The following is a 25,994-nucleotide window of genomic DNA, read 5'->3' on the forward strand; positions in this document are numbered from 1 at the left end:
TACGCCATGGCCTACCGCGTCTGTTTCGTCTGCACCGGCAACATCTGCCGTTCCCCGATGGCCGAGTCCGTCTTCCGCGCGCACGTGGCGGAAGCCGGGCTGGAAGACCTGGTCGAGGTCGACAGCGCGGGCACCGGGGGATGGCACGAGGGCGACGGCGCCGACCCGCGCACCGTTTCCGTCCTTGAGGCGCACGGGTACGACAGCGACCACACGGCCCGCCAGTTCCGGCCGTCCTGGTTCGACCGCCTGGACCTCGTGATCGCCCTCGACACCGGCCACCTCAAAGCCCTGCGCCGCCTCGCCCCCACCGAGGCGGACGGGCACAAGATTCGACTGCTGCGCTCCTACGACCCCGCCGCACCCGACGACCTGGACGTGCCGGACCCGTACTACGGGGGCCTGGAAGGCTTCGAGGAGTGCCTGGAGATGGTGGAGGCGGCGAGCGCCGGCCTGCTCACCGCCGTACGCGAGCACCTGGAGGGACGGGCCGCATGAGCGATGCCAACCAGGACGACGGTCGTACCGGCGAGGGCACGCGCGCGGTGCGGGCCGGACTCCCCGAGCCGGTCAAGCACGAGCCGACCCTGCCCGGGCCGGTGTTCGCCGCGCACTTCCATCTGCCGGGCGAGGTGACCGGGCCGTACGCCTACGGCCGCGACGACAATCCCACCTGGACACTGCTGGAGCGCGCCATCGGCGAACTGGAGGCACCCGGGCGGGACGACGTGGAGACGCTGGTGTTCGCCTCCGGCATGGCCGCGATCTCCTCGGTGCTCTTCTCCCAGCTGCGCGCCGGCGACATCGCCGTACTGCCCTGCGACGGCTACCAGGCGCTGCCCCTGGTCCGCGCCCAGCTGGAGGCGTACGGCATCGAGGTGCGCACCGCGCCCACCGGTGGTGACGCCCAGCTGGACGTCCTCGACGGCGCGCGGCTGCTGTGGATCGAGTCGCCGTCGAACCCGGGGCTGGACGTCTGCGACATCCGGCGGCTGGTCGAGGCGGCCCACGCGCGCGGCGCCCTGGTGGCCGTCGACAACACCCTCGCCACACCGCTCGGGCAGCGGCCGCTGGAGCTGGGTGCCGACTTCTCCGTGGCCAGCGGCACCAAGCAGCTGACCGGACACGGGGACGTCCTGCTCGGCTACGTCGCCGGCCGCGATGCCGAGGCGATGGCGGCCGTACGCCGCTGGCGCAAGATCGTCGGAGCGATCTCCGGACCCATGGAGGCCTGGCTCGCGCACCGCTCCATCGCCACGCTGCAGCTGCGCGTGGACCGGCAGTGCGCCACCGCCCTGACGGTGGCCGAAGCACTGCGGGAGCGGTCCGAGGTGAGCGGGCTGCGCTATCCGGGGCTGCCCGGCGACCCCTCCCACACGGTGGCCGCCCAGCAGATGCGCCGCTACGGCTGCGTGGTCTCCTTCACGCTGCCCACGCGCGCGCGTGCCGAGCGTTTTCTGCGGGCGCTGCGGCTCGTCGAGGACGCCACGAGCTTCGGCGGGGTGCGTTCCACGGCCGAACGACGGGGCCGCTGGGGCGGGGACGCGGTTCCCGAGGGTTTCATCCGGATGTCCGTCGGCGCCGAGGACCCCGACGACCTGGTGGCGGATGTTCTCCGGGCCCTCGACGAGTCGGCCCGGTGACCGCGTTACGGGCGCCCGTCGAGGTCCGGCTACGCACAACGGACGGTCCGAGCCTCCCCCCTCGTGGCTCGGACCGTCCCGGTTCCGCGCGCGAAGAACCGCGCGAACAAGGCTAGTTGACTCTGTGTCAGTGTCCAATCACGCTAGCGACAGAAACCTATCGACTTATTTATAGTTGGGCCCTGCCTGAGGCCGGGGACGGGCGGGGAAGGGGAGGGCGTGCCATGGATCTGGCCTTGCTGCGCACCTTCGTCACCGTGCACCGGGCCGGCTCCTTCACCCGAGCCGCCGCGCTGCTCGGCCTCTCACAGCCGGCCGTCACCTCCCAGATCCGCACCCTGGAGCGGCAGCTTGGGCGCCCCCTGTTCCTGCGCCAGGCCCGTGGAGTCACCCCCACGACCATCGGTGACGAACTGGCCCACAAGGCAGCGCCGCATCTGGACGCCCTGGTGGAAATAGCCGAGACCGGTCTGGACGACGAGTCGTCGTTGCGCACCCTGCACCTCGCCGGACCACCCGAGTTCACCGCCGAACGCGCTCTGCCCGCGCTCACGGCACTCACCGGCGAAGCGGGCCAGGGTTTCGCGTTACGAGCCTCCTTCGGGAACGCCGAGGAGACCCTTGAGGGACTGGCCGCCGGACATCATGATCTGGCCATCACCACGGCCCAACCGCGTGGCGCCCTGCTCACGTCGACCGCGCTCTGCGACGAGGAGCATGTGCTGGTCGCCGCTCCGCACTGGGCCGAACGGATCGGCTCGGGGAGCCTGCGCCGCGAGGGGGCGCCCGCGCTGGAGAACCTCCCGGTCGTCGAGGTCCATGAGTCGCTGCCCTTCGTGTCCCGCTACTGGGCCTCCGTCTTCGACTCCCGTCCGGTCACCTCCGGCACCGTCATCGTGCCCGATCTGCGCGCGGTGCTCTCCTGTACACGGTCGGGCGCCGGGCTCGCGGTGCTGCCGCGCTATCTGTGCGCCCCCGCTCTTCAGGATGGGGAGGTGGTCACCCTGCACGAACCCGCGGTGCCGCCGCTGCGGACATACTTCCTGGCGGCGCGCATAGGCACGCTCACCATGCCGCACATCGCGCGTGCGCACGACTGGCTCCAGCGGGCCGCTGCCGACTGGTGCTGACCGCTCTCCCGCGTGATTCACGTTGCGCGCTCGCCTGGTGGCGCTTTGCGATGTTTCACGTGGAACCAGCCGGGCCACATTTCTCCCATGACCGTCCGACCCGTGGTCAAGCGCACCGCCCGTGCCGTCCTGCTGGACGGTGACGACCTGATCCTGATCAAGCGCACCAAGCCCGGTGTCGATCCCTACTGGGTGACTCCCGGTGGCGGGGTCGAGGCCAAAGACCCGACCGTCGTCGACGCCCTGCATCGCGAGGTGTACGAGGAACTCGGCGCCAAGATCACCGACGTCGTGCCCTGCTTCGTGGACACCGTGGAGCACATCGGTGAGGACGGCGGGGCAACCGGCGTGAAGGTGCAGCACTTCTTCGTGTGCCGGCTGGAATCCATGGACCCGGCCCTGCGCCACGGTCCGGAGGTGGAGGAACCCGCGGGCGAGTACGAAATCGTCCGTATCCCGTTCACCCGGGTCGGCATCGCCTCCGTGCATCTCGTGCCGCTGTCGCTGCGCCACTACCTGGACGGCAACATCGAGGGCGTACGGGCCATGCACGCCCCTGATCTCGGGTGACAGGTCAGTCCCCGGCGTGGACCAGTTCCTCGACCGAGTCGTGCCGTATGCGGTCCGAGGGGATTCCGCAGTCGCGCAGTGCGTCGACCCCGCTGCGGATCATCCCGGGCGGCCCTGACAGGTAGGCGTCGTACGAGGTCCACGGGCCGTAGGCACGCACGGCGTCGAGAAGCCGGCGGTGGGCCTGCTGGTCGACGATCGCGCGGACCGAGAGCCAGGGGTGGCTCTGCTGGAGCCGGAGCATGGTGTCGATGTCGTACAGATCGTGGTCGGTACGGGCCCCGTAGAACACTTCGACCGGGCGGCGCGCGCCATGCTCCACGACGTCCTCGAGCAGCGCTTTGATGGGTGCTATGCCAGTGCCGCCGCCGAGGCAGAGCAGCCCGCTGTCGGTGGTGTGGTCCACGGTCATCGAGCCGGTCGGCGGGCCGAGGCGTACGACGTCACCGGGGCGGGCGCGGTGGACGAGTGCGTTGGAGACCCAGCCGGCCGGGACCGCCTTCACGTGGAACGTCAGCAGTCCGTCCGAGCGGGGCGCGGAAGCGAATGAATAGTGCCGCCAGATCCGTGGCCACCACGGTGTCTCCAGGCTCGTGTACTGCCCGGCGAGGAAGGGGTAGGGCTGGTCCGGTCGCACGGTGAGGACGGCGACGTCGCGGGTCCGGAGGTCGTGTGTGACGATCTCCGCGTGCCACCAGGCGGGGGCACGCAGTCCGTCCGCGGCCGCTGCGTCGATCATGACCTGGGAGATGGTGGTGTAGGCACGGACCCAGGCCGCCTCGGTCTCCATGTCCCAGGTGTCGGCGGCGTACTTGCTCAAGGCGCCGATCAGGCATTCGCCCATGGCCGGATAGTGCTCGGCCCGGGTCCCGTACTTGCGGTGGCCGCGGCCCAGGTTCTGCAGGTACTCGACGAGGACGGGCGTGTTGTCGATGTGCTCCGCCGCCGTGAGGAGCGCCTTCAGCAAGCGGTCCCGCTGGGTGTCCATCGCGGGCGGGAACAACGAGCGCAGGTCCGGGTGGCGCACGAAGAGGAGCGCGTAGAAGTACGAGGTGACCTTGTCGGCCACGGGGGCCACCTCGGCCATCGTGCGGCGGATGCGGACCGCGTCGGTTGAGGCGTCCTCGGCAGGCGGCGCGGATCGCCGGCCGGTTACGGCCTCCATGAGGGTGGGGACCGGAGTGATCAGGGCTCGGGGTGCATACGAGGAAGGCTCAGGCGGCCGTATTCGCTCCTGTGGCGCCGGTTGACCGGCCTCGGGCCCGTTCTCTGCCGACGGCCCGGGAACGTCCATGGAGGGACGTACGGCGCCGTCCCTGGCGGGCAGGGCGACCGGTCGCATCGCGGCCAGGCGGTGGCTCTCAGCCGCCTCCCCATCACCGTCGGGCGGGCCGGTCGGCGGCGTGCGTGGCGCGAACCAACCGTCTCCGCCGGACGTGCCGTTGTCCCCCGAGGTGGTGGCCGGAGCGTCCATGGTGTGCCTCGCCTCGAACATCTTTCGGTCGGTCTGCGCACTTCCTCGATCGGAAGGCCCCTGCTCTCCCCCGCGGGCGGCCGGCTTCCCGGCCCGGTCAAACGGTCCCTACGACCTCACCCGGGACGGGGACCGGACTCGACCCTACCGGGAGTCGCCACGCACACAAGCCCCCCTCACTCGGTCACGAAGCACACCAGATGTGCACCACGAGTTCTGCCAATTTCGTTGCGCTGCATAGGAGTTCACGGAAAGCCCCGCAGCCCCCGCACGGCGCATCACGCCGAACAGAGCCTCGCCCGCCCAGGGACCATCACCTGATGTTTCACGTGAAACACCGCTCGTCCGTCCACCGCTTGCTCGAGGGCCACGACATGGCCAAAAGCACGTCCGTGTACCCGAAACAGGTGGACGTCGAGGGTGTCATTCGGACAGCCTGACCTGCGTGCCGACTCCTTCCCCCGCCTCTTTGCCCATCCGTCGTCTGACGCTTCGCGATCTCACCGCCTGCGCCGACTTGTCCGAGGACCGGGGGTGGCCACGCGAGGAGCACAAATGGGGCTTCCTCCTCACGGCAGGAAAGGGCTACGGCATCGACGACCCCGAGGGCGGCCTGGTCGCCGCCTGCGTCGTCACGGAGTACGGCCCCTGGGAGCGGCCGGAGCTGGGAGCGGTCGGCATGGTCCTGGTGGCCGAGCGGCATGCGCGCCAGGGTGTCGGGCGCCGACTGATGCGACACGTCGTCTCACTGATGGGAACGACACCACTCACCCTGCACGCCACAGCGAACGGCCGCCCACTCTACGAGGAACTCGGTTTCAAGGTCACCGGCCGAGCGGAGATGGTGCGGGGATACTTCAGCCCTGGTGGGCGACGGCCCCAGGTGGCGACACGGGCGGCCACCGCTGAGGACCTCCCTTCGATTCTCCGGATCGACGAGGAGGTGTTCGGCACCGACCGCACGCCGTTGCTCGCGCGCCTGCCCGCTTTCGCCGACCAGTTGCGAGTCGCCGAGGACGGTGGCCGGATCATCGGGTACGCGGCGGCCTGGCCCAATATGGACACTCAGGTCATCGGCCCGCTGATCGCCCGCGACACGGAGACGGCGCAGGCTCTCGTCACCTCGCTCGCGGCCCACAGCGAAGGGCCGCTGCGCACCGACATCGACGTACGGCACGAGGAACTCCTGGCGTGGGCGAAGGAGAGCGGGCTGGTGTCCGTCGCCATGAACGCCGTCATGACCTACGGCATCACGGAGCTGCCAGGCGACTGGACCCGGCGGTTCGCGCCCCTGACGGTCGCGGCAGGCTGAACCCACTGCGGACGGCTCAGTGGTGGTGAACGGCTGTCCGCTCCTGACGGGGATTCCATCACGGCGCCGGTCACGCTGGTGCTGCGCTCCAGGGCGGCCGACAGGACGGCCAGGGCAACGGGCTACACGAACGTCACGCAAGCGGGTCTGCGACTGCTCGAAAAGGCGCGTCTCACCATGCCGCCGCCCTGAGTGAGGCTCTCGACGAGGCCGCGACGAATCCCGAACTGACCCCGCCGGTCAGGGTCGTGGAGTCGCTGAACCTGCCCGCATAGGGTGCGGGCATGGGAGATCTTGAGATACGACGGGTGACCGCGGAGGACCTGCCGGCCATCGTCGCGATGCTGGCCGACGATCCGCTGGGCGCCCAGCGGGAGTCACCGGATGACCTGGCCCCCTACCAGGCGGCGTTGGACCGTCTGGACGCGGACCCGAACCAGCACCTCGTCGTCGCCGTCCGCGAAGGCCGCGTCGTCGGCACCCTCCAGCTCACGGTGATCTCCGGACTCTCCCGGAAGGGGGCGACCCGCTCCATCATCGAGGGCGTGCGGGTGCACGCCGATGAACGCGGCAGCGGGCTGGGCACCCAACTCATCGAGTGGGCGGTCGACAGGTCCCGGCACCAGGGATGCCGACTGGTACAGCTGACGTCCGACAAGACGCGTACCGACGCCCATCGTTTCTACGAGCGGCTGGGCTTCGTGGCCTCGCACGAAGGGTTCAAACTCCAGCTCTGAGGCGGATCGGGTGGTCTGTTTCACGTGAAACAGACCACCCACCGCCCGGGTACGGGCCCTGTGATCGTCCCGCCTAGCCGATGCCCCGCCATCCCCGCGGGTCCACTCCACCGGGCACGGCAGCCTCCGCGTCGTACGGCTGCCGTGTGAACACGAACGACCCGAGATCGAGGTGGCTCAGCGACCCGTCCGGACGCCGTACAGGCCGCAACTGTTCCCCGGCGTAGTAGCCCTCAAGACCGGTCCATGTGCCATCCCCGTTCGCCCGGAAACGTGCTCGGCGACCGACACCGGACAGCGGCCCCAGCGACAGGAGCCCGTCCGACGTCACCCGCAGGGCGAAGGCATGAGTGCCCCAGTACCACTGCCCGGCCAACTCGAGCACGGTCGGGTCGACCTCCCGCAGTGGTCGCCACGGCTCGGGGATGCGCGGTTCGGCCTCGGCGACGATCCGGACGAGGTCGGCACCCATGGCACCGAGGACCGGACCCGACGTGCAGTTGGCCAGCACCACGGCCGCCACGTCGTCCTCCACGCTGAGAGTGAGGTTCGCCAGGAAGCCCGGCAGAGAGCCGGAGTGGCCCACGAGAAGCCGGCCGTCACGATGCTGGATCTGCAGGCCCAGGCCATAGGCGGCGCCATCCATCACGTCCGCGACCTCGGCGGGCGCGGCCGGCGTTCGCATCTCCCGCACTGACTCGGCGCTCAGGACCCGGGCGTCCCCTGTGGCCAGGAAGGCGGCGAACCGCGCGAGATCCCCAGTGGTGGACCACAGCTGCCCGGCGGGGGCCATCCGGCCCAGATCCTCCAGCGGCTCCGGCAGCAGCGCGTCGGCCCAGGGGTGCACCGCCCAGCCACCCGCATGCGGCGCCTGTGGCTGTGCAGTCGTGCGGTCGAGCCCCAGCGGTTCCAGCACTTCCCTGCGCAGGACCTCCTCCCATCGAGCCCCACGCAGTTCCTCCACCAGTGCGCCGAGCAACGTGTACCCGGGGTTCGAGTAGTGGTGCCGCCTGCCGACGGGGTGCAGCAACGGGTCTTCTCCGAGCACATCGCTCAGCTCGGGTCGCAGCGAACCCGGCGTCCGCTCCCACCAGGGCGCGGGGGTTTCGGCCGCCAGCCCGGCGGTGTGAGCGAGCAGGTCGGCGATCGTGGCCTCCCCCGCGCCGGTGCCCGGCAGATGCTTCTCCAGGGGGTCACCCAGGTCGATCAGGCCCTCGTCACGCAGCCGCAGCACCAGTACGGCGGTGAACGTCTTGGTGATCGACCCGATCCTGTACTGCACGTTCTCGTCCGGCCCGTGCCCGTCCACCGAGGTCCGCGCCCCATGCCAGACCGCTCGGCCGCCCCGCACCACCGCGGCGACCAACGACGGCGCCCGCCCTTCGGCCTGCGCCACCGCAATACGATGCGCCAGCGCCCGCCGGGTTCCGGGCAGCAGCTCTTCCTGAGTTGTCGTCATGCGCCCCAGTCCATCCTCTGCGGGAGGCATGCGTCGAGTTCATTTCGCCAGTCGGCACGAATCAGGTCTGCGCCATGTCCACGAAGCGGGAGTAGTGGCCCTGGAAGGCCACCGTGATCGTTGCCGTCGGGCCGTTTCGGTGCTTCGCGACGATCAGGTCCGCCTCACCCGCGCGAGGCGACTCCTTCTCGTAGGCGTCCTCGCGGTGCAGCAGGATGACCATGTCGGCATCCTGCTCGATGGAGCCGGACTCACGCAGGTCGGAGACCATCGGCTTCTTGTCGGTGCGCTGCTCGGGACCACGGTTGAGCTGGGAGAGCGCGATGACCGGGATCTCCAGTTCCTTGGCGAGCAGCTTGAGGTTACGGGACATGTCCGAGACCTCCTGCTGGCGGCTCTCGGCGCGTTTGGAGCCGCCGGACTGCATCAGCTGAAGGTAGTCGATGACGACCAGCTTGAGATCATTGCGCTGCTTGAGCCGACGGCACTTGGCGCGGATCTCCATCATCGACAGGTTCGGGGAGTCGTCGATGTAGAGCGGGGCGGCCGAGACATCCGGCATCCGGCGGGCCAGCCGGGTCCAGTCCTCGTCGGTCATCGTGCCGGAGCGCATGTGATGCAGGGCGACCCGCGCCTCGGCGGACAGCAGACGCATGGCGATCTCGTTGCGGCCCATTTCAAGCGAGAAGATGACACTCGGAAGGTTGTTTTTGATCGAAGCCGCCCGCGCGAAGTCCAGCGCCAGCGTCGACTTACCCATGGCCGGACGTGCCGCGATGACGATCATCTGGCCCGGGTGAAGGCCGTTCGTCAACGAGTCGAAGTCCGTGAAACCGGTGGGCACACCCGTCATCTCACCACTGCGCGAGCCGATCGCCTCGATCTCGTCGAGGGCACCCTCCATGATGTCGCCGAGCGGCAGGTAGTCCTCGCTGGTGCGCTGCTCGGTGACGGCGTAGATCTCCGCCTGGGCACTGTTGACGATCTCGTCGACGTCGCCGTCGGCGGCGTATCCCATCTGCGTGATGCGCGTGCCGGCCTCGACCAGTCGGCGCAGCACCGCCCTCTCGTGGACGATCTCCGCGTAGTACTCGGCGTTCGCAGCGGTGGGGACGGTCTGGACGAGGGTGTGGAGATAGGCCGCGCCACCGACCTTGTTGATCTCGCCGCGCTTGGTGAGTTCGGCGGCGATCGTGATGGGGTCGGCCGGCTCTCCCTTGGCGTAGACATCGAGGATCGCCTGGTAGATCGTCTCGTGCGCGGGCTTGTAGAAGTCGTGACCCTTGAGGATCTCCACCACGTCGGCGATGGCGTCCTTGGACAGCAGCATGCCGCCGAGAACCGACTGTTCCGCGTCCAGGTCCTGCGGCGGCACCCGCTCGAAGGAGGAACCCCCGCCGTCCCAGGAGCCGTTCTCCCGCCCCCGGTCGTGCTGGTCGTCACGGCCGCGGCCCTCACCCCGTCGGCGGGAGGCGGGCAGACGATCACTGGGACCGCTGTCGGCCCACGGATCGTCCAAGGGCTCGGAAATGCTCACCGAGCCACCTCCTCCCGTCCGCGCGGCGGACCTCGCCGCGCCCTCTTTTCTACGGCACGGCACTGACAAAATGAGAGGCCCAGCTCCGGTTCTGCCGCGTCGGTTTTGTGACGTTTCCGAGGCTGACGCAGGGAGTGGGCGCCGGACCACGGTAGGCCCGTCGGCACCGTCAGCCAATCTGGTTATCCACAGGGCATGTGGACGACCGGCCCGATGCTGTGGAGAACCCTCCAAAACCTGTGCACGACCCGGTGGACAGCCCTGTGAACAAGCACTCCTCACCTTCCACCAGGCGGCTCTGACCTGCACTTTTCCCATCCACCGGCTGTGCAGAAGAAAAACTTCCCCAGTCGGACCACAATCCCTTCGAACGCTGCGCGAGAGCGCGTGCCCCGAGATCGCAAGTAATGGTCAGTAGGCGTTTGCATCCATTACCTGTGGACGATTAGATTAGTGCTCATGACACAGGCTCCCGCGATCCCCCAGGCCACCGGCCGACGGCACGACCGTGAGATCGTCGCACTGGCCGTCCCGGCCTTCGGCGCGCTCGTCGCGGAGCCTCTGTTCGTCATGGCCGACAGTGCGATCGTCGGTCATCTCGGCACGGCGCAACTCGCTGGTCTCGGCGTGGCGTCGGCTCTCCTCACCACGGCCGTGAGCGTCTTCGTCTTCCTCGCCTACGCCACCACGGCCGCCGTATCCCGCCGCGTCGGCGCGGGCGATCTCCGGGCGGCGATACGCCAGGGCATGGACGGCATCTGGCTGGCGCTGCTCCTCGGCGCCGGCGTCGTCGCCCTGGTCCTCCCCCTGGCCCCTGGCGTCGTCGACCTCTTCGGCGCCTCCGCCACCGCGGCGCCCCATGCGACGACCTATCTTCGGATCTCCGCGCTCGGCATCCCGGCCATGCTGATCGTGCTCGCCGCCACCGGCGTGCTGCGCGGCCTCCAGAACACCAGGACCCCGCTGTACGTCGCCGTCGCGGGCTTTGTCGCCAACGCCGCGCTCAACGCGGGTCTGGTCTACGGCGCGGGGCTCGGTATCGCCGGCTCCGCCTGGGGCACCGTTGTCGCACAGTGCGGCATGGCGGTGGTCTACCTGACCGTTGTCGTCCGGGGGGCCCGCCGACACGGGGCTTCCCTGCGCCCCGACGCCGCCGGTATCCGGGCCTCCGCACAGACGGGGGTCCCCCTGCTCGTCCGCACCCTCTCGCTGCGGTCGATCCTCATGATCGCCACAGCCGTCGCGGCTCGCCTCGGTGATGCGGACATAGCCGCCCACCAGATCATCCTCTCCTTGTGGAGCCTGCTGTCCTTCGCTCTCGATGCGATAGCGATCGCGGGACAGGCCATCATCGGCCGCCATCTCGGTGCGAACGACGCCCAGGGCGCCCGTGAAGCCTGCCGTCGCATGATCCAGTGGGGCATCGCGACCGGTGTCGTACTCGGCGCGCTGGTCGTGGCGGCCCGGCCACTCATCCTGCCCCTCTTCACCAGCGACTCCACAGTCAGGGAAACGGCGCTTCCCGCGCTGCTGCTGGTGGCGCTCTGCCAACCCGTCTGCGGAATCGTCTTTGTCCTGGACGGCGTCCTGATGGGAGCGGGTGACGGACCGTACCTGGCCTGGGCGATGGTGATCACCTTGGCCGTGTTCTCCCCGGTGGCCCTTCTCGCCCCCACCCTGGGCGGAGGCCTCACCGCACTCTGGGCGGCCATGACACTCATGATGGCGGTCAGAATGCTGACCCTCTGGCTGCGCGCACGATCGGGCCACTGGCTCGTGACCGGCGCAACGCGCTGACCGTTTCACGTGAAACATGAGCCTGGCGCACCCGACCCGACCAAACGAAAGGGGCCGCACCTTTGCGGGTGCGGCCCCTTTCACCAGCTCAAACGAGCTCGGCGATCATGCGGCGATCAGGCCGCGACGACCTCGATGTTGACCTTGGCGGCCACCTCGGGGTGCAGACGCACGGACGTCTCGTGGGCGCCCAGGGTCTTGATCGGAGCGGACAGCTCGATGCGGCGCTTGTCGACCTCCGGGCCACCCGAAGCCTTGATCGCGGAAGCGATGTCGGCCGGGGTGACGGAACCGAAGAGACGACCGGCGTCACCGGAGCGGACAGCCAGACGGACCCGGACACCCTCGAGCTGCGCCTTCACAGCGTTGGCCTGCTCGATGGTCTGGATCTCGTGGATCTTGCGAGCACGACGGATCTGCTCGACGTCCTTCTCGCCACCCTTGGTCCAGCGGATCGCGAACTTCCGCGGGATCAGGTAGTTGCGAGCGTAACCGTCCTTGACGTCGACGACGTCGCCCGCGGCGCCGAGGCCGGAGACCTCGTGGGTGAGGATGATCTTCATGTGTCGGTCACCCTTCCCTTATCGCGCGGTGGAGGTGTAGGGCAGCAGCGCCATCTCACGGCTGTTCTTGACGGCCGTGGCGACGTCACGCTGGTGCTGCGTGCAGTTGCCGGTCACGCGGCGGGCACGGATCTTGCCGCGGTCGGAAATGAACTTCCGCAGCATGTTCGTGTCCTTGTAGTCCACGTACGTGACCTTGTCCTTGCAGAAAGCGCAGACCTTCTTCTTCGGCTTGCGCACAGGCGGCTTCGCCATGGTGATTCTCCTGTGTGATCAAGAAGTGGGGATGCGAGCCCTTAGAAAGGGGGCTCGTCCGAGTAGCCGCCACCGCCACCGGCGCCGCCGGAGCCACCGCCCCAGCCGCCGCCACCGCCCTGGTTGCCACCGGCGGGAGCGCCGGATGCCCACGGGTCGTCGGCCGGAGCACCGCCGGCCGGCTGGCCACCACCGGGGCCGCCGCCCCAGCCGCCGCCACCCTGGCCGCCACCGCCGCCGTAACCACCCTGGCCGCCACGAGCGCCACCGGCGGTCTTGGTGACCTTGGCCGTGGCGTTGCGCAGGCTGGCGCCGACTTCCTCGACGTCCAGTTCGTAGACCGTGCGCTTGACGCCCTCACGGTCCTCGTAGGACCGCTGCTTCAGCCGGCCCTGCACGATGACGCGCATGCCTCGCTGGAGCGACTCGGCGACGTTCTCCGCCGCCTGACGCCAGACCGAGCAGGTCAGGAACAGGCTCTCGCCGTCCTTCCACTCGTTCGTCTGACGGTCGAAGGTGCGGGGAGTGGACGCGACGCGGAACTTCGCGACCGCCGCACCGGACGGGGTGAAGCGCAGCTCGGGGTCGTCGACAAGATTGCCGATGACCGTGATGACGGTCTCGCCTGCCATGGGGGAACCTCTCGGCGGGTTTGCTGCTGGCTGCTTTGTGCTACTCGAATCCCGAGATCACTGAGCGGGAAGGCTCAGTGGGTCTCGGGGCGGAGGACCTTGGTCCGGAGGACCGACTCGTTCAGGTTCATCTGGCGGTCGAGCTCCTTCACGACCACAGGCTCGGCCTGCAGGTCGATGACCGAGTAGATGCCCTCGGGCTTCTTCTTGATCTCGTACGCGAGACGACGACGGCCCCAGGTGTCGACCTTCTCCACCTTGCCGTTGCCCTCACGGACGACGGAGAGGAAGTTCTCGATCAGGGGGGCGACTGCGCGCTCCTCCAGATCGGGGTCGAGGATGACCATCACCTCGTAGTGACGCATGTGGAACCCACCTCCTTTGGACTCAGCGGCCACGGTCGTTCCGTGGCAGGAGGGTTGTGATGCGTGCGCAACGGTATCGGCCCCCACTGACAATCGCGGGCCCGTCGGGCCCTGCCAGGGCCTGGGCAGACACCGGTGCAGCGGTACAGACTACCCGCACACCGGCTTCCGGTTGAAATCCGGGCGGGGGAGCCGCCAATCTGTACACATCGGGTGTGTACGGCGCTACTGTGCGCCGCGTTCCGCAGGAGGTGCCCCATGGCACAGGCATTGCGACCCAACACCGCAGGATCCCTCTTCGCCACCGACGGCAAGCCCCATCCGCTCCAGGACGCCCTGATGGCGGTCACCCTGGTGCTCGGCGTGACGGCCTTCGCCACGTCGTTCTTCCACGGCCTTCACCTGCTCAGCTCCTGGACCGGCCTGGTGGGCATCATCACCGGCGCCTACGGACAGTGGATCTCGGAGACCACACGCGAACGCTTCGGTCTCATCCTGGGTCTCGGTGCCTCGGGGGTCGGATTCTTCCTCGGCATGGCACACGGCGGTCTCTTCGGCGGAATCTTCAGCTGACCTTCGGCTGACCTTCCGCACCCTTCGCGACACCCCGGCGGCCCCCAGGCCGGGGCGAAGGTACCGTGCGCCCAGTCGGGGCGCTCCCCGGGCGCAGTAGGCTTCGGCGCGAGAGCCGGAGCCCCTGTACCCATGGGGACACACCAGCCCGAGGAGCGCCCCGACATGAGCCTGACCCTGAGGACCATCAGCCGCGAGCAACATCTGGCCTACATCCAGAGCCTGCCGGCGGCGAGCCACATGCAGGTCCCGGCCTGGGCAGATGTGAAGGCGGAGTGGCGTTCGGAGAACCTCGGCTGGTTCGACGACCGGACCGGCGAGATGGTCGGCGCGGGCCTGGTCCTCTACCGTCAGCTGCCCAAGATCAAGCGCTACCTCGCCTACCTTCCCGAAGGTCCGGTCATCAACTGGTTCGCGCCGAATCTGGACGACTGGATTCAGCCGATGCTCGCGCACCTCAAGCACCAAGGCGCCTTCTCCGTGAAGATGGGCCCGCCGGTGATCATCCGGCGCTGGGAGGCCAACTCCATCAAGCAGGGCATCCAGAACCCTGATGTGAAGCGCCTGCGGGACATCGAGGCCGACTTCATCGAGCCGCGCGCCTTCGAGGTGGCCGACAAGCTGCGCCGAATGGGCTGGCAGCAGGGCGAGGACGGCGGGGCCGGCTTCGGCGACGTACAGCCCCGTTACGTCTACCAGGTGCCGCTCGCCAACCGCTCCCTGGAAGAGGTCCACAAGAACTTCAACCAGTTGTGGCGCCGCAACATCAAGAAGGCCGAGAAGGCCGGTGTGGAGGTCGTCCAGGGCGGCTACCAGGACCTCGCGGAATGGCAGCGACTGTACGAGATCACGGCCGTCCGGGACCACTTCCGGCCCCGCCCGCTGTCGTACTTCCAGCGCATGTGGACGGCCCTCAACACCGAGGACCCCAACCGGATGCGGCTGTACTTCGCCCGGCACAACGGTGTGAACCTCTCCGCGGCGACCATGCTGATCGTGGGCGGGCACGTCTGGTACTCCTACGGCGCCTCCGACAACATCGGCCGTGAGGTGCGACCCTCGAACGCGATGCAGTGGCGGATGCTGCGCGACGCCTACGCGCTCGGTGCCACCGTCTACGACCTGCGCGGCATCTCCGACTCGCTGGACGAGACCGACCACCTCTTCGGCCTGATCCAGTTCAAGGTGGGCACCGGCGGCCAGGCCGCCGAGTACCTCGGCGAGTGGGACTTCCCGTTGAACAAGCTGCTCCACAAGGCCCTGGACATCTACATGTCGCGCCGCTGAGCCGCGGGCGTTTGATTCCATAGCCTTCACAGCTCTCACACTTCTGATCCACCGCAGCCACGAGAAAGGTTCCGGGTCCGGCCATGGCGCTCACGCTCTACGTCGACACCGCGCGCTGGCGGGCGCACCACAAGCACGTGCAGGAGCAGTTCCCAGGACTCGTCCCGGTCTGCAAGGGCAACGGCTACGGCTTCGGGCACGAGCGCCTCGCGGAGGAGGCCACGCGTCTCGGCTCGGACGTCCTCGCCGTCGGCACCACCTACGAGGCCGCACGCATCAAGGACTGGTTCGGCGGTGATCTGCTGGTCCTGACGCCGTACCGGCGCGGTGAGGAGCCGGTGCCGCTGCCCGACCGGGTCATCCGCTCGGTCTCGTCCATCGACGGCGTGTACGGCCTGGTCGGCGCCCGTGTGGTCATCGAGGTGATGTCCTCGATGAAGCGGCACGGGATCAGCGAACAGGACCTGCCGCAGCTGCATTCCGCCATAGAGAACGTCCGGCTGGAGGGCTTCGCCATCCACCTGCCGCTGGACCGCACCGACGGCTCTGACGCCGTCGAGGAGGTCATCGGCTGGATGGACCGGCTGCGCGCGGCCCGGCTGCCGCTGCACACCATGTTCGTCAGCCATCTCAAGGCCGAGGACCTGGCCCGGCTCCAGCAGCAGTTCCCGCAGACCCGCTTCCGCGCCCGTATCGGCACCCGGCTGTGGCTGGGGGACCACGAGGCCACCGAGTACCGCGGTGCCGTCCTCGACGTCACCCGTGTCGCCAAGGGCGACCGCTTCGGCTACCGCCAGCAGAAGGCGGCCTCCGACGGCTATCTGGTGGTCGTGGCGGGCGGTACGTCGCACGGCGTGGGCCTGGAGGCCCCGAAGGCCCTGCACGGCGTCATGCCGCGGGCCAAGGGTGTCGCACGCGCCGGCCTCGCCACCGTCAACCGGAACCTTTCTCCATTCGTCTGGGGCGGCAAGCAGCGCTGGTTCGCGGAGCCGCCGCACATGCAGGTGTCGATCCTCTTCGTACCGGCGGACGCCCCCGAGCCGAAGGTCGGCGAGGAACTGGTCGCCCATCTGCGGCACACGACCACGCAGTTCGACCGGCTCGTCGACCGCTGACACCGGGGATCGGCCGCCGACAGCCGAAAAGGCCGTACACGGATCTCCGTGTACGGCCTTTTTGACAGCCTGCGCGGTGACGGGCCCCGCCGCGTTCGCTCAGAGCGAACGGTCCTCCGGTGGCGTCGGCCCCTGCCTGCCCCATTCCACCGGCGGCCCGTCGAACTGGGCCGCGTGCCGAGGCGGATGGGCCGCCGCACCGAACACGAAGACGTCCTCGGCGCCGTCGAGTACGCCCCCCGACGGGTCGTCGTCACCCGACCGGCGCACCACGTCCCGCTCCGGCATCAGGATGTCCCGTACGACGACGACGCACAGGTACAGCGTGCCCAGCAGGTGCATCGCGATCGCCCAGTGGTAGCCGTGCGTCGGCAGGCCCTTGTGGGCGTCTCCGCTGGTCGTGTACGCGAGGTACATCCAGATCCCCAGGAAGTACGCCACCTCGCACGCCTGCCAGATCAGGAAGTCCCGCCACTTGGGCCGGGCCAGCACCGCGAGCGGCACCAGCCACAGGACGTACTGCGGGGAGTAGACCTTGTTGGTGAGGATGAAGGCGGCCACGATCAGGAACGCGAGCTGCGCGAAACGCGGCCGGCGCGGCGCGGTGAGCGTCAGCACGGCGATGCCGAGGAAGGAGAGCACCACCAGCGCCGTGGCCACGGTGTTCACGAAGTCGGTGGTGGGAGGGCTGGTGGAGTTCTGGGCCCAGATCAGCCAGAAGGAGCCGAAGTCGATGCCCCGGTCGTGGCTGAACGTGTAGAACTTCGACCATCCCTGGAAGGCGAACAGCATCACCGGCAGGTTCACCACCAGCCAGGCGACGACCGCGCCTGCGACGGCCTGGAAGAACTCCCGCCATTTGCCGGCGCGCCAGCACAGCACGAACAGCGGGCCGAGCAGGAAGACGGGATACAGCTTGGCGGCCGTGGCGAGCCCCAGGAGGACACCGAAGGCGAGGGAGCGGCCCCGGGACCACATCAGCATCGCGGCGGCCGTCAGAGCCACCGCCAGCAGGTCCCAGTTGATGGTGGCGGTCAACGCGAAGGCGGGTGCCAGGGCGGCCAGCAGGGCGTCCCAGGGGCGACGGCGGTGTGTACGGGCCACGCAGACGGCGATGACGGCGGCGCACACCATCAGCAGTCCGGCATTGGCGAACCAGTACCACTGCTCCTGGTGCTGGATGCTGCCGCTCCGGGGCGTGAGCCACGCGGCCACTTCCATGAACACACCGGTGAGGACCGGGTATTCGAGGTAGTCCATGTCGCCCTGGAGCTTGTCGAAGTACGGCACGAGCCCGTCGGCGAAGCCGCGTCCCTGGTAGAGGTGCGGGATGTCCGAGTAACAGGCCTGCGTGTACTGGGAACTGGCGCCGAAGAACCAGCCGCTGTTGTAGCAGGGCGCCTTCTGGACCAGACCGAGGGCGAACATACCGATCGCCACGAGTGCGACGACCCGTACGGGGGTCCACCAGGATGTCCCGAGAAGGGCACGCCGCCCGATGGGGCCACCGATCAGCTCACTGCCGGCCGCGGCGACCGGATCCTCCTTGGTCGGTCGCACCGGTTCCGGCTCGTGCACACTCGCGGGCGTCGTTTCTGCACTGGGCATGGGGCACATCCTGCCGTACCTGCCCGGGGAGATGCCGAGGGCCGCCGCACCTCGTGGGTGCGGCGGCCCATGTTTCACGTGAAACACCCTTGGCAGGCCATATGACCGTCAACCGGTCAGACCACCGAGCTAGCCGTTCTGTCCGGCGAAGAGCCCTCCGTTGCCGTTTCCTCTTGTGTTGCCGTTGCCGTTTCCGTTGGTGTCGGTTGGCGAGGGCGAAGTGGTCGTGCCTCCGTCGGTGCCGCCATTACCGGTGCCACCGGTGTTGGCGCAGGTGTTGCCCCAGCCGAATTGGCAGGAATCGCTCGGCGAGGGTGACGGGGACGGGGCCGTCACGCTGGGCGTGGGGCTCGGCGAATCGCTCGGGGACGCGCTCGGCGGGATGCTGATGGTCGGAGTCGGGGACGGAGCCCCCGCCTCGTCCTGTACCTCACCGATCTTGGTGGCCTCCGGGAAGCCGGTGTCGGACTTCCCCTTCAGGGCGACCTTCATGTACTCGGTCCACACCGACGTCGGGATGTCACCACCGTGGATGGAGGGGACACCCGCCGTGCCATTCATGGACAGCAGCTCATGGTCCTTCGGGTTCTCGCGGAACATCGCCACCGACGTGGACAGCCCCTGGGTGTAGCCGACGAACCAGGCCGACTTGTTGCTGTCGGTGGTACCCGTCTTGCCCGCCGCCGTGCGGCCCAGGGCCTTGGCGTTCTGACCCGTACCGTTCTGGATCACATTCTCGAGGGTGTCCGTGACGTTGTTGGCCACATCCGCGGGCATCGCCGACGTGGCCTCCGGCTTGGTGAAGCCCGGCAGGACCGCCCCGTCCTTCTTCACCTGGACCACCGAATACGGGTCCGTGTGCTGGCCGGAGGCCGCGAACGTCGCATAGGCGTCGGCCATGCGGATCGCGCTCGGGGTCGAGGTGCCGATGGCGAAGGACGGGTTGAGCGTGGAGAAGCTGTCCTGGAGGATGCCGGACGCCTTGGCGACGTCCCGCACCTTCGTCAGACCCACGTCCATGCCGAGCTGGACGAACGGTGTGTTGATGGACTGTTCCATCGCCTTGCGCAGCGTGATGTAGCCCCAGCGGTAATCACTCTCGTTGCGCTGGTAGAAGACCGAGCCGTCCTTCTTCAGGACAGGGCTGCCGTCCTGATTCATGACCTTGAGCTTGTCGTTGCCGTTGTACTTGCTCAGCGGCGACAGGCCCGAGGGTGCGGTCTTGTAGGTGCCGTACTCCATCGCCGCGGCCAGCACGAACGGCTTCCACGTCGAACCGACGGGGACACCCGAGGTATCCGCGTTGTTGGTGAAGTGACCGTTCTCGTAACCGTCACCGCCATAGAGCGCGACGATCGCTCCGCCCTTCGGCTCCACCGAGGCCGCGCCGAACTGGACATACTTGTCCTTGTCCCGCGCCTTCGGGTCAATGCGGTCCTTCTGGACCTTCTTCACCGCCGCAGTCAGGGCGTCGACCTTGTCCTTCTGGAACGTCGTGTAGATCTGGTAGCCGCCCTGGTCGAACTGCGCCTCCGTGATGTCGGAGTGGTTCAGGACGTACTTCTTGGCCGTGTCGACCAGGTAGCTGATCTGCCCCGTCATGCCCTTGGTCGCCTTGCGGCCCTGAGGCATGGGGTAGCTCTTGACCGCTTCCTGGTACTCGGCGTCGGTGAGGTGCTTGTCCTTGTGCATCTCGCCGAGGATCCAGCTCCAGCGTTCCTTGGAACGCTGGAGGTTGGCCGCCTGAGTCGCGGTCTTGTCGAGGTCCTGGTTGCCCGCGGGGTCGAAATACGTGGGGCCCTTGAGCAGAGCGGCCAGCACGGCGCACTCGCTCGGCTTGAGGTCGACCGCGTCCTTGCCGTAGTAGGTCTGGGCGGCGGCCTGGATGCCGTAGGCGCCACGGCCGTAGTACGACGTGTTCAGGTAGCCCTGAAGGATCTGCGGCTTGGTGAGCTTCGTGCCCACCTTGATGGAGATGAACATCTCCTTGAACTTGCGGGTGATCGTCTGGTCCTGGCTCAGGTAGGTGTTCTTGACGAACTGCTGGGTGATCGTCGAACCACCCTGCGTCTGACCGCCCCGCGCCATGTTCATCAGGGCCCGGGCGATGCCCTGCGGGTCCACGCCCGAGTCCTGGTAGAAGCTCTTGTTCTCAGCCGAGATCACGGCCCACTGCATGGCCTCGGGGATCTTGTCGATGGTGACGTTCTGACGGTTGATGCCCGTGCCGGTGGCGACCATCTGCTTGCCGTCGGCCCAGTAGTAGACGTTGTTCTGGGATTTGGCCGCGTCGTTCTCGCTCGGGATGCTCACCATCGCATACCCGACACCGACCATGGCGACCATGCATCCGACGAAGCCGATCATCAGCCCGGAGAACAGCTTCCAGGAGGGCATCCACCGGCGCCAGCCGTACTTGCCGGCCCTGGGGTAGTCGATGAACCCCTTCCTGCCGGGTGGTGGGGCCGGACGCCCTCTGCCGCGTCCGGGTCCGGCCGGTCCGCCGGGACCGCCGCGCCGGCCGCCCGGACCCGCGCTGTCCTCTGTTCTGCGACGGCTGCCTGCGCCTCTCTGCGCCGCCCGGCGGGCCTCGGCCCGGCCGCCGTAGGCGCGCTCCTCACCCCCCGAGTCGTAGGAGTCCGCCCCATAGGAACGGGACCCATAGGAGTCGGAAGGAGACCCGGTGGCGCCTCGCGGTGCCGCACGGCGGCCGGAGGACGAGCCGGACTGGCCGCGTCGGGCCGCGGCACGTCCGCCTTCCTGCGGCTGCGGCGATTTGCGACGGTGCTCGCTCATCGAACGATTACTCCTCGGGCAGGCGCGCCGTTGCGCGCCTGGAAACGGCGGCTGGTTTCCGGTCCCCCCGAAGTACGGATGTGGTCGGTCCTGCATTCACCCGTACTGCACCAAGGACCTTGACGCTCCCCACGCGTCACTCGGTTCCCGGTGACATGCATGCCGCACAGACTACGCACCGTCAAAACCTGCCTAGCCGAGAAGTTCACCCCAAATCAGGCAACTCACCTCCTACGAATCGGTGATGTGATCCCGTTCACCGCCCCCGCTCTTGTCGCATCCGGATGGCCGTTCTATCGTCATGATGTATCGAGTCGATACATCGGAGCGAGATAAGGACAGAGGAGGCGACGGTGAGCCGACGTTCCGGCATCCTTGAGTTCGCCGTCCTCGGTCTGCTCCGCGAGTCCCCGATGCACGGCTATGAGCTGCGCAAACGACTCAATACGTCACTGGGTGTGTTCCGCGCGTTCAGCTACGGGACGCTGTATCCGTGCCTCAAGACGCTGGTCACCAACGGCTGGTTGATCGAGGAGCCCGGAAGCACCCACGAGGACCCCCTTGCCGCACCGCTCGCGGGACGCCGTGCCAAGATCGTCTACAGGTTGACGGCGGAAGGTAAGGAACACTTCGAGGAACTGCTCTCGCAGACCGGACCCGACGCCTACGAGGACGAGCACTTCGCCGCACGTTTCGCCTTCTTCGGCCAGACGTCGCGCGATGTGCGCATGCGCGTGCTGGAGGGCCGCCGCAGCCGTCTGGAGGAGCGTCTGGAGAAGATGCGCGCCTCCCTGGTGCGCACCCGGGAGCGCCTCGACGACTACACGCTTGAGCTCCAGCGCCACGGGATGGAGTCCGTGGAGCGCGAAGTGCGCTGGCTGAACGAGCTCATCGAGAGCGAGCGGGCCGGGCGGGACCTGAAGGGTTCCGGGGGGCCAGCTCAGCAGGACACCACATATGGAGCGCCGGGCGGCCTGCCCCGTGCTGGGGAGACCCCCCGGACGGATACGCCCGACGACACCGCCACGTGAGGCCCACTCAGGGCCCCACTCGTACACACAGGGAGCAACCGGAATGGGTTCGGTTCGCGTAGCCATCGTCGGCGTGGGCAACTGCGCCGCGTCGCTGGTGCAGGGCGTCGAGTACTACAAGGACGCCGACCCGGCGGCCAAGGTCCCGGGCCTGATGCACGTGCAGTTCGGTGACTACCACGTGCGGGACATCGAGTTCGTCGCCGCCTTCGACGTCGACGCCAAGAAGGTCGGCCTGGACCTCTCGGACGCCATCGGCGCCTCCGAGAACAACACCATCAAGATCTGCGACGTGCCCAACACCGGTGTCACCGTCCAGCGCGGCCACACCCTCGACGGTCTCGGCAAGTACTACCGCCAGACCATCGAGGAGTCCGAGGCCGAGCCGGTCGACGTCGTCCAGATCCTGAAGGACAAGCAGGTCGACGTCCTGGTCTGCTACCTGCCCGTCGGCTCCGAGGACGCGGCGAAGTTCTACGCCCAGGCCGCCATCGACGCCAAGGTCGCGTTCGTCAACGCCCTCCCGGTCTTCATCGCCGGCACCAAGGAATGGGCCGACAAGTTCACCGAGGCGGGCGTCCCGATCGTCGGTGACGACATCAAGTCGCAGGTCGGCGCCACCATCACGCACCGCGTCATGGCGAAGCTGTTCGAGGACCGCGGTGTCATCCTCGACCGCACCATGCAGCTGAACGTCGGCGGCAACATGGACTTCAAGAACATGCTCGAGCGTGAGCGTCTGGAGTCCAAGAAGATCTCCAAGACGCAGGCCGTCACCTCGCAGATCCCCGACCGGGACCTGGGCGAGAAGAACGTCCACATCGGCCCGTCCGACTACGTCGCCTGGCTCGACGACCGCAAGTGGGCCTACGTCCGTCTTGAGGGCCGCGCCTTCGGTGACGTCCCGCTGAACCTGGAGTACAAGCTCGAGGTCTGGGACTCCCCGAACTCCGCCGGCGTCATCATCGACGCCCTGCGCGCCGCGAAGATCGCCAAGGACCGCGGCATCGGTGGCCCGATCCTGTCGGCGTCCTCGTACTTCATGAAGTCCCCGCCGGTGCAGTACTTCGACGACGAGGCCCGCGAGAACGTCGAGAAGTTCATCCGCGGCGACGTCGAGCGCTGAGTCGCACCAGCGCTGCGGGCTGACACCCGCCGCTCGCACGTAAACGCTCCTGCCAGGGCTGGAGGGTCCCCGAGTCCATGACCCGGGGACCCTTTCCGTGTGTGAGGCTGTGCCCCATGTCCGTCGTCAGTGACCTGCGCGTCCTCCTACGTCTGCGCGACTTCCGGCGCCTGCTCGCCGTGCGTCTCCTCTCGCAGGGCGCCGACGGGGTGTACCAGGTCGCTCTTGCCGCGTACGTCGTCTTCTCGCCGGAGAAGCAGGCCTCGGCCGCCTCGATCGCCTCGGCGATGGCGGTCCTGCTGCTGCCCTACTCGCTGGTCGGCCCCTTCGCCGGCGTCCTGCTGGACCGCTGGCGTCGCCGACAGGTCTTCTTCTACGGCAATCTGCTGCGTGGGCTGCTCGCCGGGGCTACCGCACTGCTGATGGTCAGCGATGTCCCGGACTGGCTGTTCTACGTCTCCGCCCTCTGCGTCACCGCCGTCAATCGCTTCGTCCTGTCGGGCCTGTCCGCTTCACTGCCACATGTGGTCGACACCGAACGTCTGGTGCTGGCCAACTCCCTCTCCCCGACGGCCGGCACGCTCGCCGCGACCGTCGGCGGCGGCCTGGCCTTCGCCGAACGGCTGGCCGTGTCGGACTCAAACGCTTCGGTGGTGCTGCTGGGCGCCGCCCTATACCTGTGTGCGGGCCTCACCTCGCTGACCATGGCACCCGAACTGCTCGGCCCGGACCGCGTTCCGGCACCACGGCCGCTGGGCACCGTACTCGTCCGGACCACGCGGGAGCTCCTGACAGGGGTGCGCCACCTCGCCGGCCCCGAGCGAAGGGAGGCCGCCTGGGCCCTGTTCACGATGACGGTGATGCGCTTCTGCTACGGCGCGCTGCTCGTCCTGCTTCTCATGCTGTGCCGGTACACCCTCTCCTCGAACCCCGACGAAGGCCTGCGCCTGCTGGGACTGGCGTTGGGGGTGTCCGGCGCGGGCTTCTTCACCGCGGCCGTGGTGACACCCTGGGCCGCGGGGCGCCTCGGTCCCGGACGGTGGATCGTCGTGTGCGCCTCCTCCGCGGCCTTCCTGGAACCCGCCCTGGGCCTTTCCTTCACCACCGGCCCCCTGATGGCCGCGGCGTTCTTCCTGGGGCTGTTCACCCAGGGCGCCAAGATCTCCACCGACACGATCGTGCAGTCGTCCGTCGACGACGCCTTCCGCGGACGGATCTTCTCCGTGTACGACGTGCTCTTCAACGTCGCCTTCGTCGGCGCCGCCGGTGTGGCCGCCCTGATGCTTCCTCCGGACGGCCGTTCGGCCGTATTGGTCGTCCTGGTCGCCCTTGTCTATGCGGCGGTCGCCGCGGTGATGGCCCGCTTCGCATGCCGCTAAGCGCGAGACGGGCGATGTTTCACGTGAAACATCGCCCTCCGTACGAGCGGCTCGGGGTCGTGTTTCACGTGAAACACGACCCCGAGCCCAGCAACGGTCAGCTCTGCTCGGCCCACCATTCCTTGAGGGCCGCCACGGCGGCGTCGTACTCCATCGGGCCGTTCTCCAGCCGCAGCTCCAGCATGTGCTGGTAGGCCTTGCCGATGACCGGGCCCGGGCTGACGCCCAGGATCTCCATGATCTGGTTACCGTCGAGGTCCGGACGGATCGCGTCCAGCTCTTCCTGTTCCTGGAGCTGGGCGATGCGCTCCTCCAGTCCGTCGTACGCACGCGACAGCGCGGCGGCCTTGCGCTTGTTGCGGGTGGTGCAGTCCGACCGGGTCAGTTTGTGCAGGCGGTCCAGGAGCGGCCCACCGTCACGGACGTAGCGGCGGACGGCCGAGTCCGTCCACTCCCCGGTGCCGTACCCGTGGAAGCGCAGATGGAGTTCGACCAGCCGTGAGACGTCCTTCACCAGGTCGTTGGAGTACTTCAGGGCCGTCATGCGCTTCTTGGTCATCTTCGCGCCGACCACCTCGTGGTGGTGGAACGAGACCCGGCCGTCCTTCTCGAAACGGCGTGTGCGGGGCTTGCCGATGTCGTGCAGCAGCGCGGCCAGTCGAAGGGTGAGGTCCGGGCCGTCCTCCTCCAAGGCCATCGCCTGCTCCAGGACGATCAACGTGTGCTCGTAGACGTCCTTGTGCCGGTGGTGTTCGTCACTCTCGAGGCGCAGGGCCGGCAGCTCGGGCAGGACGTGAGCGGCAAGCCCGGTGTCCACCAGCAGGGTCAGCCCCTTGCGTGGGTTCGCGGACATGATCAGCTTGTTCAGCTCGTCCCGGACGCGTTCGGCCGAGACGATCTCGATCCGCCCGGCCATCTCCCGCATCGCGGCGACAACCTCGGGGGCCACCTCGAAGTCCAGCTGGGCAGCGAAACGAGCGGCCCGCATCATCCGCAGTGGGTCGTCCGAGAAGGAGTCCTCGGGTGTGCCCGGCGTGCGCAGCACCCGCGTCGCGAGGTCCTCCAGCCCCCCGTGCGGGTCGATGAACCTCTTCTCCGGCAACGCCACGGCCATCGCGTTGACGGTGAAGTCACGGCGGACGAGGTCCTCCTCGATCGAGTCGCCGTACGAGACCTCAGGCTTGCGCGAGGTGCGGTCGTACGCCTCCGACCGGTAGGTGGTCACCTCGATCTGAAAACGCCAGTCCGTGTCTCCGACGCGGGCGTCCTTCTGCGCGCCGACCGTGCCGAAGGCGATCCCGACCTCCCACACCGCGTCCGCCCAGGGCCGCATGATCTTCAGTACGTCCTCGGGGCGGGCGTCGGTGGTGAAGTCCAGGTCGTTGCCGAGCCGGCCGAGCAGCGCGTCCCGGACCGAGCCACCGACCAGGGCGAGGGAGAACCCGGCCTCCTGGAATCGGCGTGCGAGTTCGTCGGCGACGGGGGCCACCCGCAGCAGTTCGCTCACCGCGCGCTGCTGCACCTGGTTCAGGGCAGTGGGAGTGTCTTCGTTGGCGTTCGGCACAACAGAAGAGGGTACGTGGCCCGGACAGCCGGGGGCGCCCT

23 protein-coding genes and 1 pseudogene are annotated in these 25,994 nt (G+C 68.3%); 14 read left to right on the plus strand and 10 right to left on the minus strand.

What is annotated here, in order from left to right:
- Positions 1-6: 6 nt before the first annotated feature.
- From ACFYMM_RS10145 to ACFYMM_RS10160, 4 genes are all read left to right on the plus strand, one after another.
- Complete coding sequence (locus tag ACFYMM_RS10145; RefSeq protein ID WP_388385378.1) at positions 7-498, plus strand: low molecular weight protein-tyrosine-phosphatase; 492 nt, start codon at positions 7-9, stop codon at positions 496-498.
- Positions 495-1,643: a cystathionine gamma-lyase gene (locus tag ACFYMM_RS10150; protein WP_388385379.1), complete on the plus strand. Its 1,149-nt coding sequence runs from the start codon at positions 495-497 to the stop codon at positions 1,641-1,643. Before ACFYMM_RS10145 ends, ACFYMM_RS10150 begins: the two co-directional genes overlap by 4 nt.
- Before the next feature lie 224 nt (positions 1,644-1,867).
- Positions 1,868-2,773: a LysR family transcriptional regulator gene (locus ACFYMM_RS10155; protein ID WP_388385380.1), complete on the plus strand. Its 906-nt coding sequence runs from the start codon at positions 1,868-1,870 to the stop codon at positions 2,771-2,773.
- 87 nt (positions 2,774-2,860) lie between these two features.
- Positions 2,861-3,343, plus strand: coding sequence for an NUDIX domain-containing protein (locus ACFYMM_RS10160; protein WP_388385381.1), 483 nt, complete (start codon positions 2,861-2,863; stop codon positions 3,341-3,343).
- A gap of 4 nt (positions 3,344-3,347) precedes the next feature.
- On the opposite strand, the gene ACFYMM_RS10165 is transcribed toward ACFYMM_RS10160, so the two are convergent.
- The gene (locus ACFYMM_RS10165) at positions 3,348-4,838 is read right to left on the minus strand and encodes a globin domain-containing protein (protein WP_388385382.1); all 1,491 of its coding nucleotides are present in this window, start codon (positions 4,836-4,838) and stop codon (positions 3,348-3,350) included.
- Between the two features lie 424 nt (positions 4,839-5,262).
- Between ACFYMM_RS10165 and ACFYMM_RS10170 the strand changes: the two genes are divergently transcribed.
- From ACFYMM_RS10170 to ACFYMM_RS10180, 3 genes and pseudogenes are all read left to right on the plus strand, one after another.
- A complete protein-coding gene (locus tag ACFYMM_RS10170) occupies positions 5,263-6,129 on the plus strand; it encodes a GNAT family N-acetyltransferase (RefSeq protein WP_388385383.1) in 867 nt (288 codons plus the stop codon).
- A 105-nt stretch (positions 6,130-6,234) separates the two neighbouring features.
- Positions 6,235-6,404, plus strand: a pseudogene (locus ACFYMM_RS10175) (MarR family transcriptional regulator); the annotation flags it as partial.
- Between the two features lie 9 nt (positions 6,405-6,413).
- Entirely contained in the window at positions 6,414-6,866 is a 453-nt protein-coding gene (locus ACFYMM_RS10180) for a GNAT family N-acetyltransferase (RefSeq protein WP_388385384.1), read from the plus strand.
- 73 nt (positions 6,867-6,939) lie between these two features.
- On the opposite strand, the gene ACFYMM_RS10185 is transcribed toward ACFYMM_RS10180, so the two are convergent.
- Together ACFYMM_RS10185 and dnaB are read right to left on the minus strand one after the other, a co-directional pair.
- Positions 6,940-8,325 carry a serine hydrolase domain-containing protein gene (locus tag ACFYMM_RS10185; RefSeq protein WP_388385385.1) on the minus strand — a complete coding sequence of 462 codons (1,386 nt, stop codon included), beginning with the start codon at positions 8,323-8,325 and terminating at the stop codon, positions 6,940-6,942.
- A gap of 61 nt (positions 8,326-8,386) precedes the next feature.
- Positions 8,387-9,862: a replicative DNA helicase gene (gene dnaB / locus ACFYMM_RS10190; protein ID WP_388385386.1), complete on the minus strand. Its 1,476-nt coding sequence runs from the start codon at positions 9,860-9,862 to the stop codon at positions 8,387-8,389.
- 459 nt (positions 9,863-10,321) lie between these two features.
- Between dnaB and ACFYMM_RS10195 the strand changes: the two genes are divergently transcribed.
- A complete protein-coding gene (locus ACFYMM_RS10195) occupies positions 10,322-11,659 on the plus strand; it encodes an MATE family efflux transporter (RefSeq protein WP_388385387.1) in 1,338 nt (445 codons plus the stop codon).
- Positions 11,660-11,775: 116 nt separating this feature from the next.
- Here ACFYMM_RS10195 and rplI read toward each other — a convergent pair whose 3' ends face one another.
- From rplI to rpsF, 4 genes are all read right to left on the minus strand, one after another.
- Complete coding sequence (rplI, locus tag ACFYMM_RS10200) at positions 11,776-12,222, minus strand: 50S ribosomal protein L9 (protein WP_388385388.1); 447 nt, start codon at positions 12,220-12,222, stop codon at positions 11,776-11,778.
- A gap of 18 nt (positions 12,223-12,240) precedes the next feature.
- Complete coding sequence (gene rpsR, locus ACFYMM_RS10205; protein ID WP_003949403.1) at positions 12,241-12,477, minus strand: 30S ribosomal protein S18; 237 nt, start codon at positions 12,475-12,477, stop codon at positions 12,241-12,243.
- 41 nt (positions 12,478-12,518) lie between these two features.
- A complete protein-coding gene (locus tag ACFYMM_RS10210) occupies positions 12,519-13,109 on the minus strand; it encodes a single-stranded DNA-binding protein (RefSeq protein ID WP_388385389.1) in 591 nt (196 codons plus the stop codon).
- 74 nt (positions 13,110-13,183) lie between these two features.
- Positions 13,184-13,474, minus strand: coding sequence for a 30S ribosomal protein S6 (rpsF, locus tag ACFYMM_RS10215; protein WP_369390496.1), 291 nt, complete (start codon positions 13,472-13,474; stop codon positions 13,184-13,186).
- A gap of 258 nt (positions 13,475-13,732) precedes the next feature.
- On the opposite strand from rpsF, the gene ACFYMM_RS10220 reads away from it, so the two are divergent.
- The 3 genes from ACFYMM_RS10220 to ACFYMM_RS10230 all read left to right on the plus strand — a co-directional run bounded on the left by ACFYMM_RS10220 (position 13,733) and on the right by ACFYMM_RS10230 (position 16,449).
- On the plus strand, positions 13,733-14,047 hold the full coding sequence (locus ACFYMM_RS10220) for a hypothetical protein (protein WP_388385390.1): 315 nt from the start codon (positions 13,733-13,735) through the stop codon (positions 14,045-14,047).
- Between the two features lie 165 nt (positions 14,048-14,212).
- A complete protein-coding gene (femX, locus tag ACFYMM_RS10225) occupies positions 14,213-15,334 on the plus strand; it encodes a peptidoglycan bridge formation glycyltransferase FemX (RefSeq protein ID WP_388385391.1) in 1,122 nt (373 codons plus the stop codon).
- An 83-nt stretch (positions 15,335-15,417) separates the two neighbouring features.
- Entirely contained in the window at positions 15,418-16,449 is a 1,032-nt protein-coding gene (locus ACFYMM_RS10230) for an alanine racemase (RefSeq protein ID WP_388385392.1), read from the plus strand.
- Between the two features lie 99 nt (positions 16,450-16,548).
- Here ACFYMM_RS10230 and ACFYMM_RS10235 read toward each other — a convergent pair whose 3' ends face one another.
- Positions 16,549-18,057 (minus strand): glycosyltransferase family 87 protein, encoded by a 1,509-nt coding sequence (locus ACFYMM_RS10235; RefSeq protein WP_388385393.1) that lies wholly within the window; start codon positions 18,055-18,057, stop codon positions 16,549-16,551.
- A 129-nt stretch (positions 18,058-18,186) separates the two neighbouring features.
- Positions 18,187-20,853 (minus strand): transglycosylase domain-containing protein, encoded by a 2,667-nt coding sequence (locus ACFYMM_RS10240; RefSeq protein WP_388385394.1) that lies wholly within the window; start codon positions 20,851-20,853, stop codon positions 18,187-18,189.
- A gap of 353 nt (positions 20,854-21,206) precedes the next feature.
- Here ACFYMM_RS10240 and ACFYMM_RS10245 point away from each other — a divergent pair, with 353 nt between their 5' ends.
- The 3 genes from ACFYMM_RS10245 to ACFYMM_RS10255 all read left to right on the plus strand — a co-directional run bounded on the left by ACFYMM_RS10245 (position 21,207) and on the right by ACFYMM_RS10255 (position 24,389).
- Positions 21,207-21,884 carry a PadR family transcriptional regulator gene (locus ACFYMM_RS10245; protein ID WP_388385395.1) on the plus strand — a complete coding sequence of 226 codons (678 nt, stop codon included), beginning with the start codon at positions 21,207-21,209 and terminating at the stop codon, positions 21,882-21,884.
- Positions 21,885-21,927: 43 nt separating this feature from the next.
- Entirely contained in the window at positions 21,928-23,010 is a 1,083-nt protein-coding gene (locus ACFYMM_RS10250; protein WP_388385396.1) for an inositol-3-phosphate synthase, read from the plus strand.
- 116 nt (positions 23,011-23,126) lie between these two features.
- On the plus strand, positions 23,127-24,389 hold the full coding sequence (locus ACFYMM_RS10255) for an MFS transporter (protein ID WP_388385397.1): 1,263 nt from the start codon (positions 23,127-23,129) through the stop codon (positions 24,387-24,389).
- Between the two features lie 97 nt (positions 24,390-24,486).
- Here ACFYMM_RS10255 and ACFYMM_RS10260 read toward each other — a convergent pair whose 3' ends face one another.
- Entirely contained in the window at positions 24,487-25,953 is a 1,467-nt protein-coding gene (locus tag ACFYMM_RS10260; protein ID WP_388385398.1) for a CCA tRNA nucleotidyltransferase, read from the minus strand.
- Positions 25,954-25,994 lie beyond the last annotated feature (41 nt).

It is taken from the genome of Streptomyces sp. NPDC006739, from assembly GCF_042869815.1.
Classification (GTDB): domain Bacteria; phylum Actinomycetota; class Actinomycetes; order Streptomycetales; family Streptomycetaceae; genus Streptomyces.

Bases quoted from the DNA above. Each gene is read 5' to 3' on its own strand.
- ACFYMM_RS10185 (WP_388385385.1), bottom strand. From the start codon at position 8,325: ATGACGACAACTCAGGAAGAGCTGCTGCCCGGAACCCGGCGGGCGCTG.
- ACFYMM_RS10195 (WP_388385387.1), top strand. From the start codon at position 10,322: ATGACACAGGCTCCCGCGATCCCCCAGGCCACCGGCCGACGGCACGAC.
- ACFYMM_RS10180 (WP_388385384.1), top strand. From the start codon at position 6,414: ATGGGAGATCTTGAGATACGACGGGTGACCGCGGAGGACCTGCCGGCC.
- rpsF (WP_369390496.1), bottom strand. From the start codon at position 13,474: ATGCGTCACTACGAGGTGATGGTCATCCTCGACCCCGATCTGGAGGAG.
- ACFYMM_RS10235 (WP_388385393.1), bottom strand. From the start codon at position 18,057: ATGCCCAGTGCAGAAACGACGCCCGCGAGTGTGCACGAGCCGGAACCG.
- ACFYMM_RS10165 (WP_388385382.1), bottom strand. From the start codon at position 4,838: ATGTTCGAGGCGAGGCACACCATGGACGCTCCGGCCACCACCTCGGGG.
- rpsR (WP_003949403.1), bottom strand. From the start codon at position 12,477: ATGGCGAAGCCGCCTGTGCGCAAGCCGAAGAAGAAGGTCTGCGCTTTC.
- ACFYMM_RS10240 (WP_388385394.1), bottom strand. From the start codon at position 20,853: ATGAGCGAGCACCGTCGCAAATCGCCGCAGCCGCAGGAAGGCGGACGT.
- ACFYMM_RS10230 (WP_388385392.1), top strand. From the start codon at position 15,418: ATGGCGCTCACGCTCTACGTCGACACCGCGCGCTGGCGGGCGCACCAC.
- ACFYMM_RS10255 (WP_388385397.1), top strand. From the start codon at position 23,127: ATGTCCGTCGTCAGTGACCTGCGCGTCCTCCTACGTCTGCGCGACTTC.
- ACFYMM_RS10220 (WP_388385390.1), top strand. From the start codon at position 13,733: ATGGCACAGGCATTGCGACCCAACACCGCAGGATCCCTCTTCGCCACC.
- ACFYMM_RS10250 (WP_388385396.1), top strand. From the start codon at position 21,928: ATGGGTTCGGTTCGCGTAGCCATCGTCGGCGTGGGCAACTGCGCCGCG.
- ACFYMM_RS10145 (WP_388385378.1), top strand. From the start codon at position 7: ATGGCCTACCGCGTCTGTTTCGTCTGCACCGGCAACATCTGCCGTTCC.
- ACFYMM_RS10210 (WP_388385389.1), bottom strand. From the start codon at position 13,109: ATGGCAGGCGAGACCGTCATCACGGTCATCGGCAATCTTGTCGACGAC.
- femX (WP_388385391.1), top strand. From the start codon at position 14,213: ATGAGCCTGACCCTGAGGACCATCAGCCGCGAGCAACATCTGGCCTAC.
- ACFYMM_RS10155 (WP_388385380.1), top strand. From the start codon at position 1,868: ATGGATCTGGCCTTGCTGCGCACCTTCGTCACCGTGCACCGGGCCGGC.
- ACFYMM_RS10150 (WP_388385379.1), top strand. From the start codon at position 495: ATGAGCGATGCCAACCAGGACGACGGTCGTACCGGCGAGGGCACGCGC.
- ACFYMM_RS10160 (WP_388385381.1), top strand. From the start codon at position 2,861: ATGACCGTCCGACCCGTGGTCAAGCGCACCGCCCGTGCCGTCCTGCTG.
- rplI (WP_388385388.1), bottom strand. From the start codon at position 12,222: ATGAAGATCATCCTCACCCACGAGGTCTCCGGCCTCGGCGCCGCGGGC.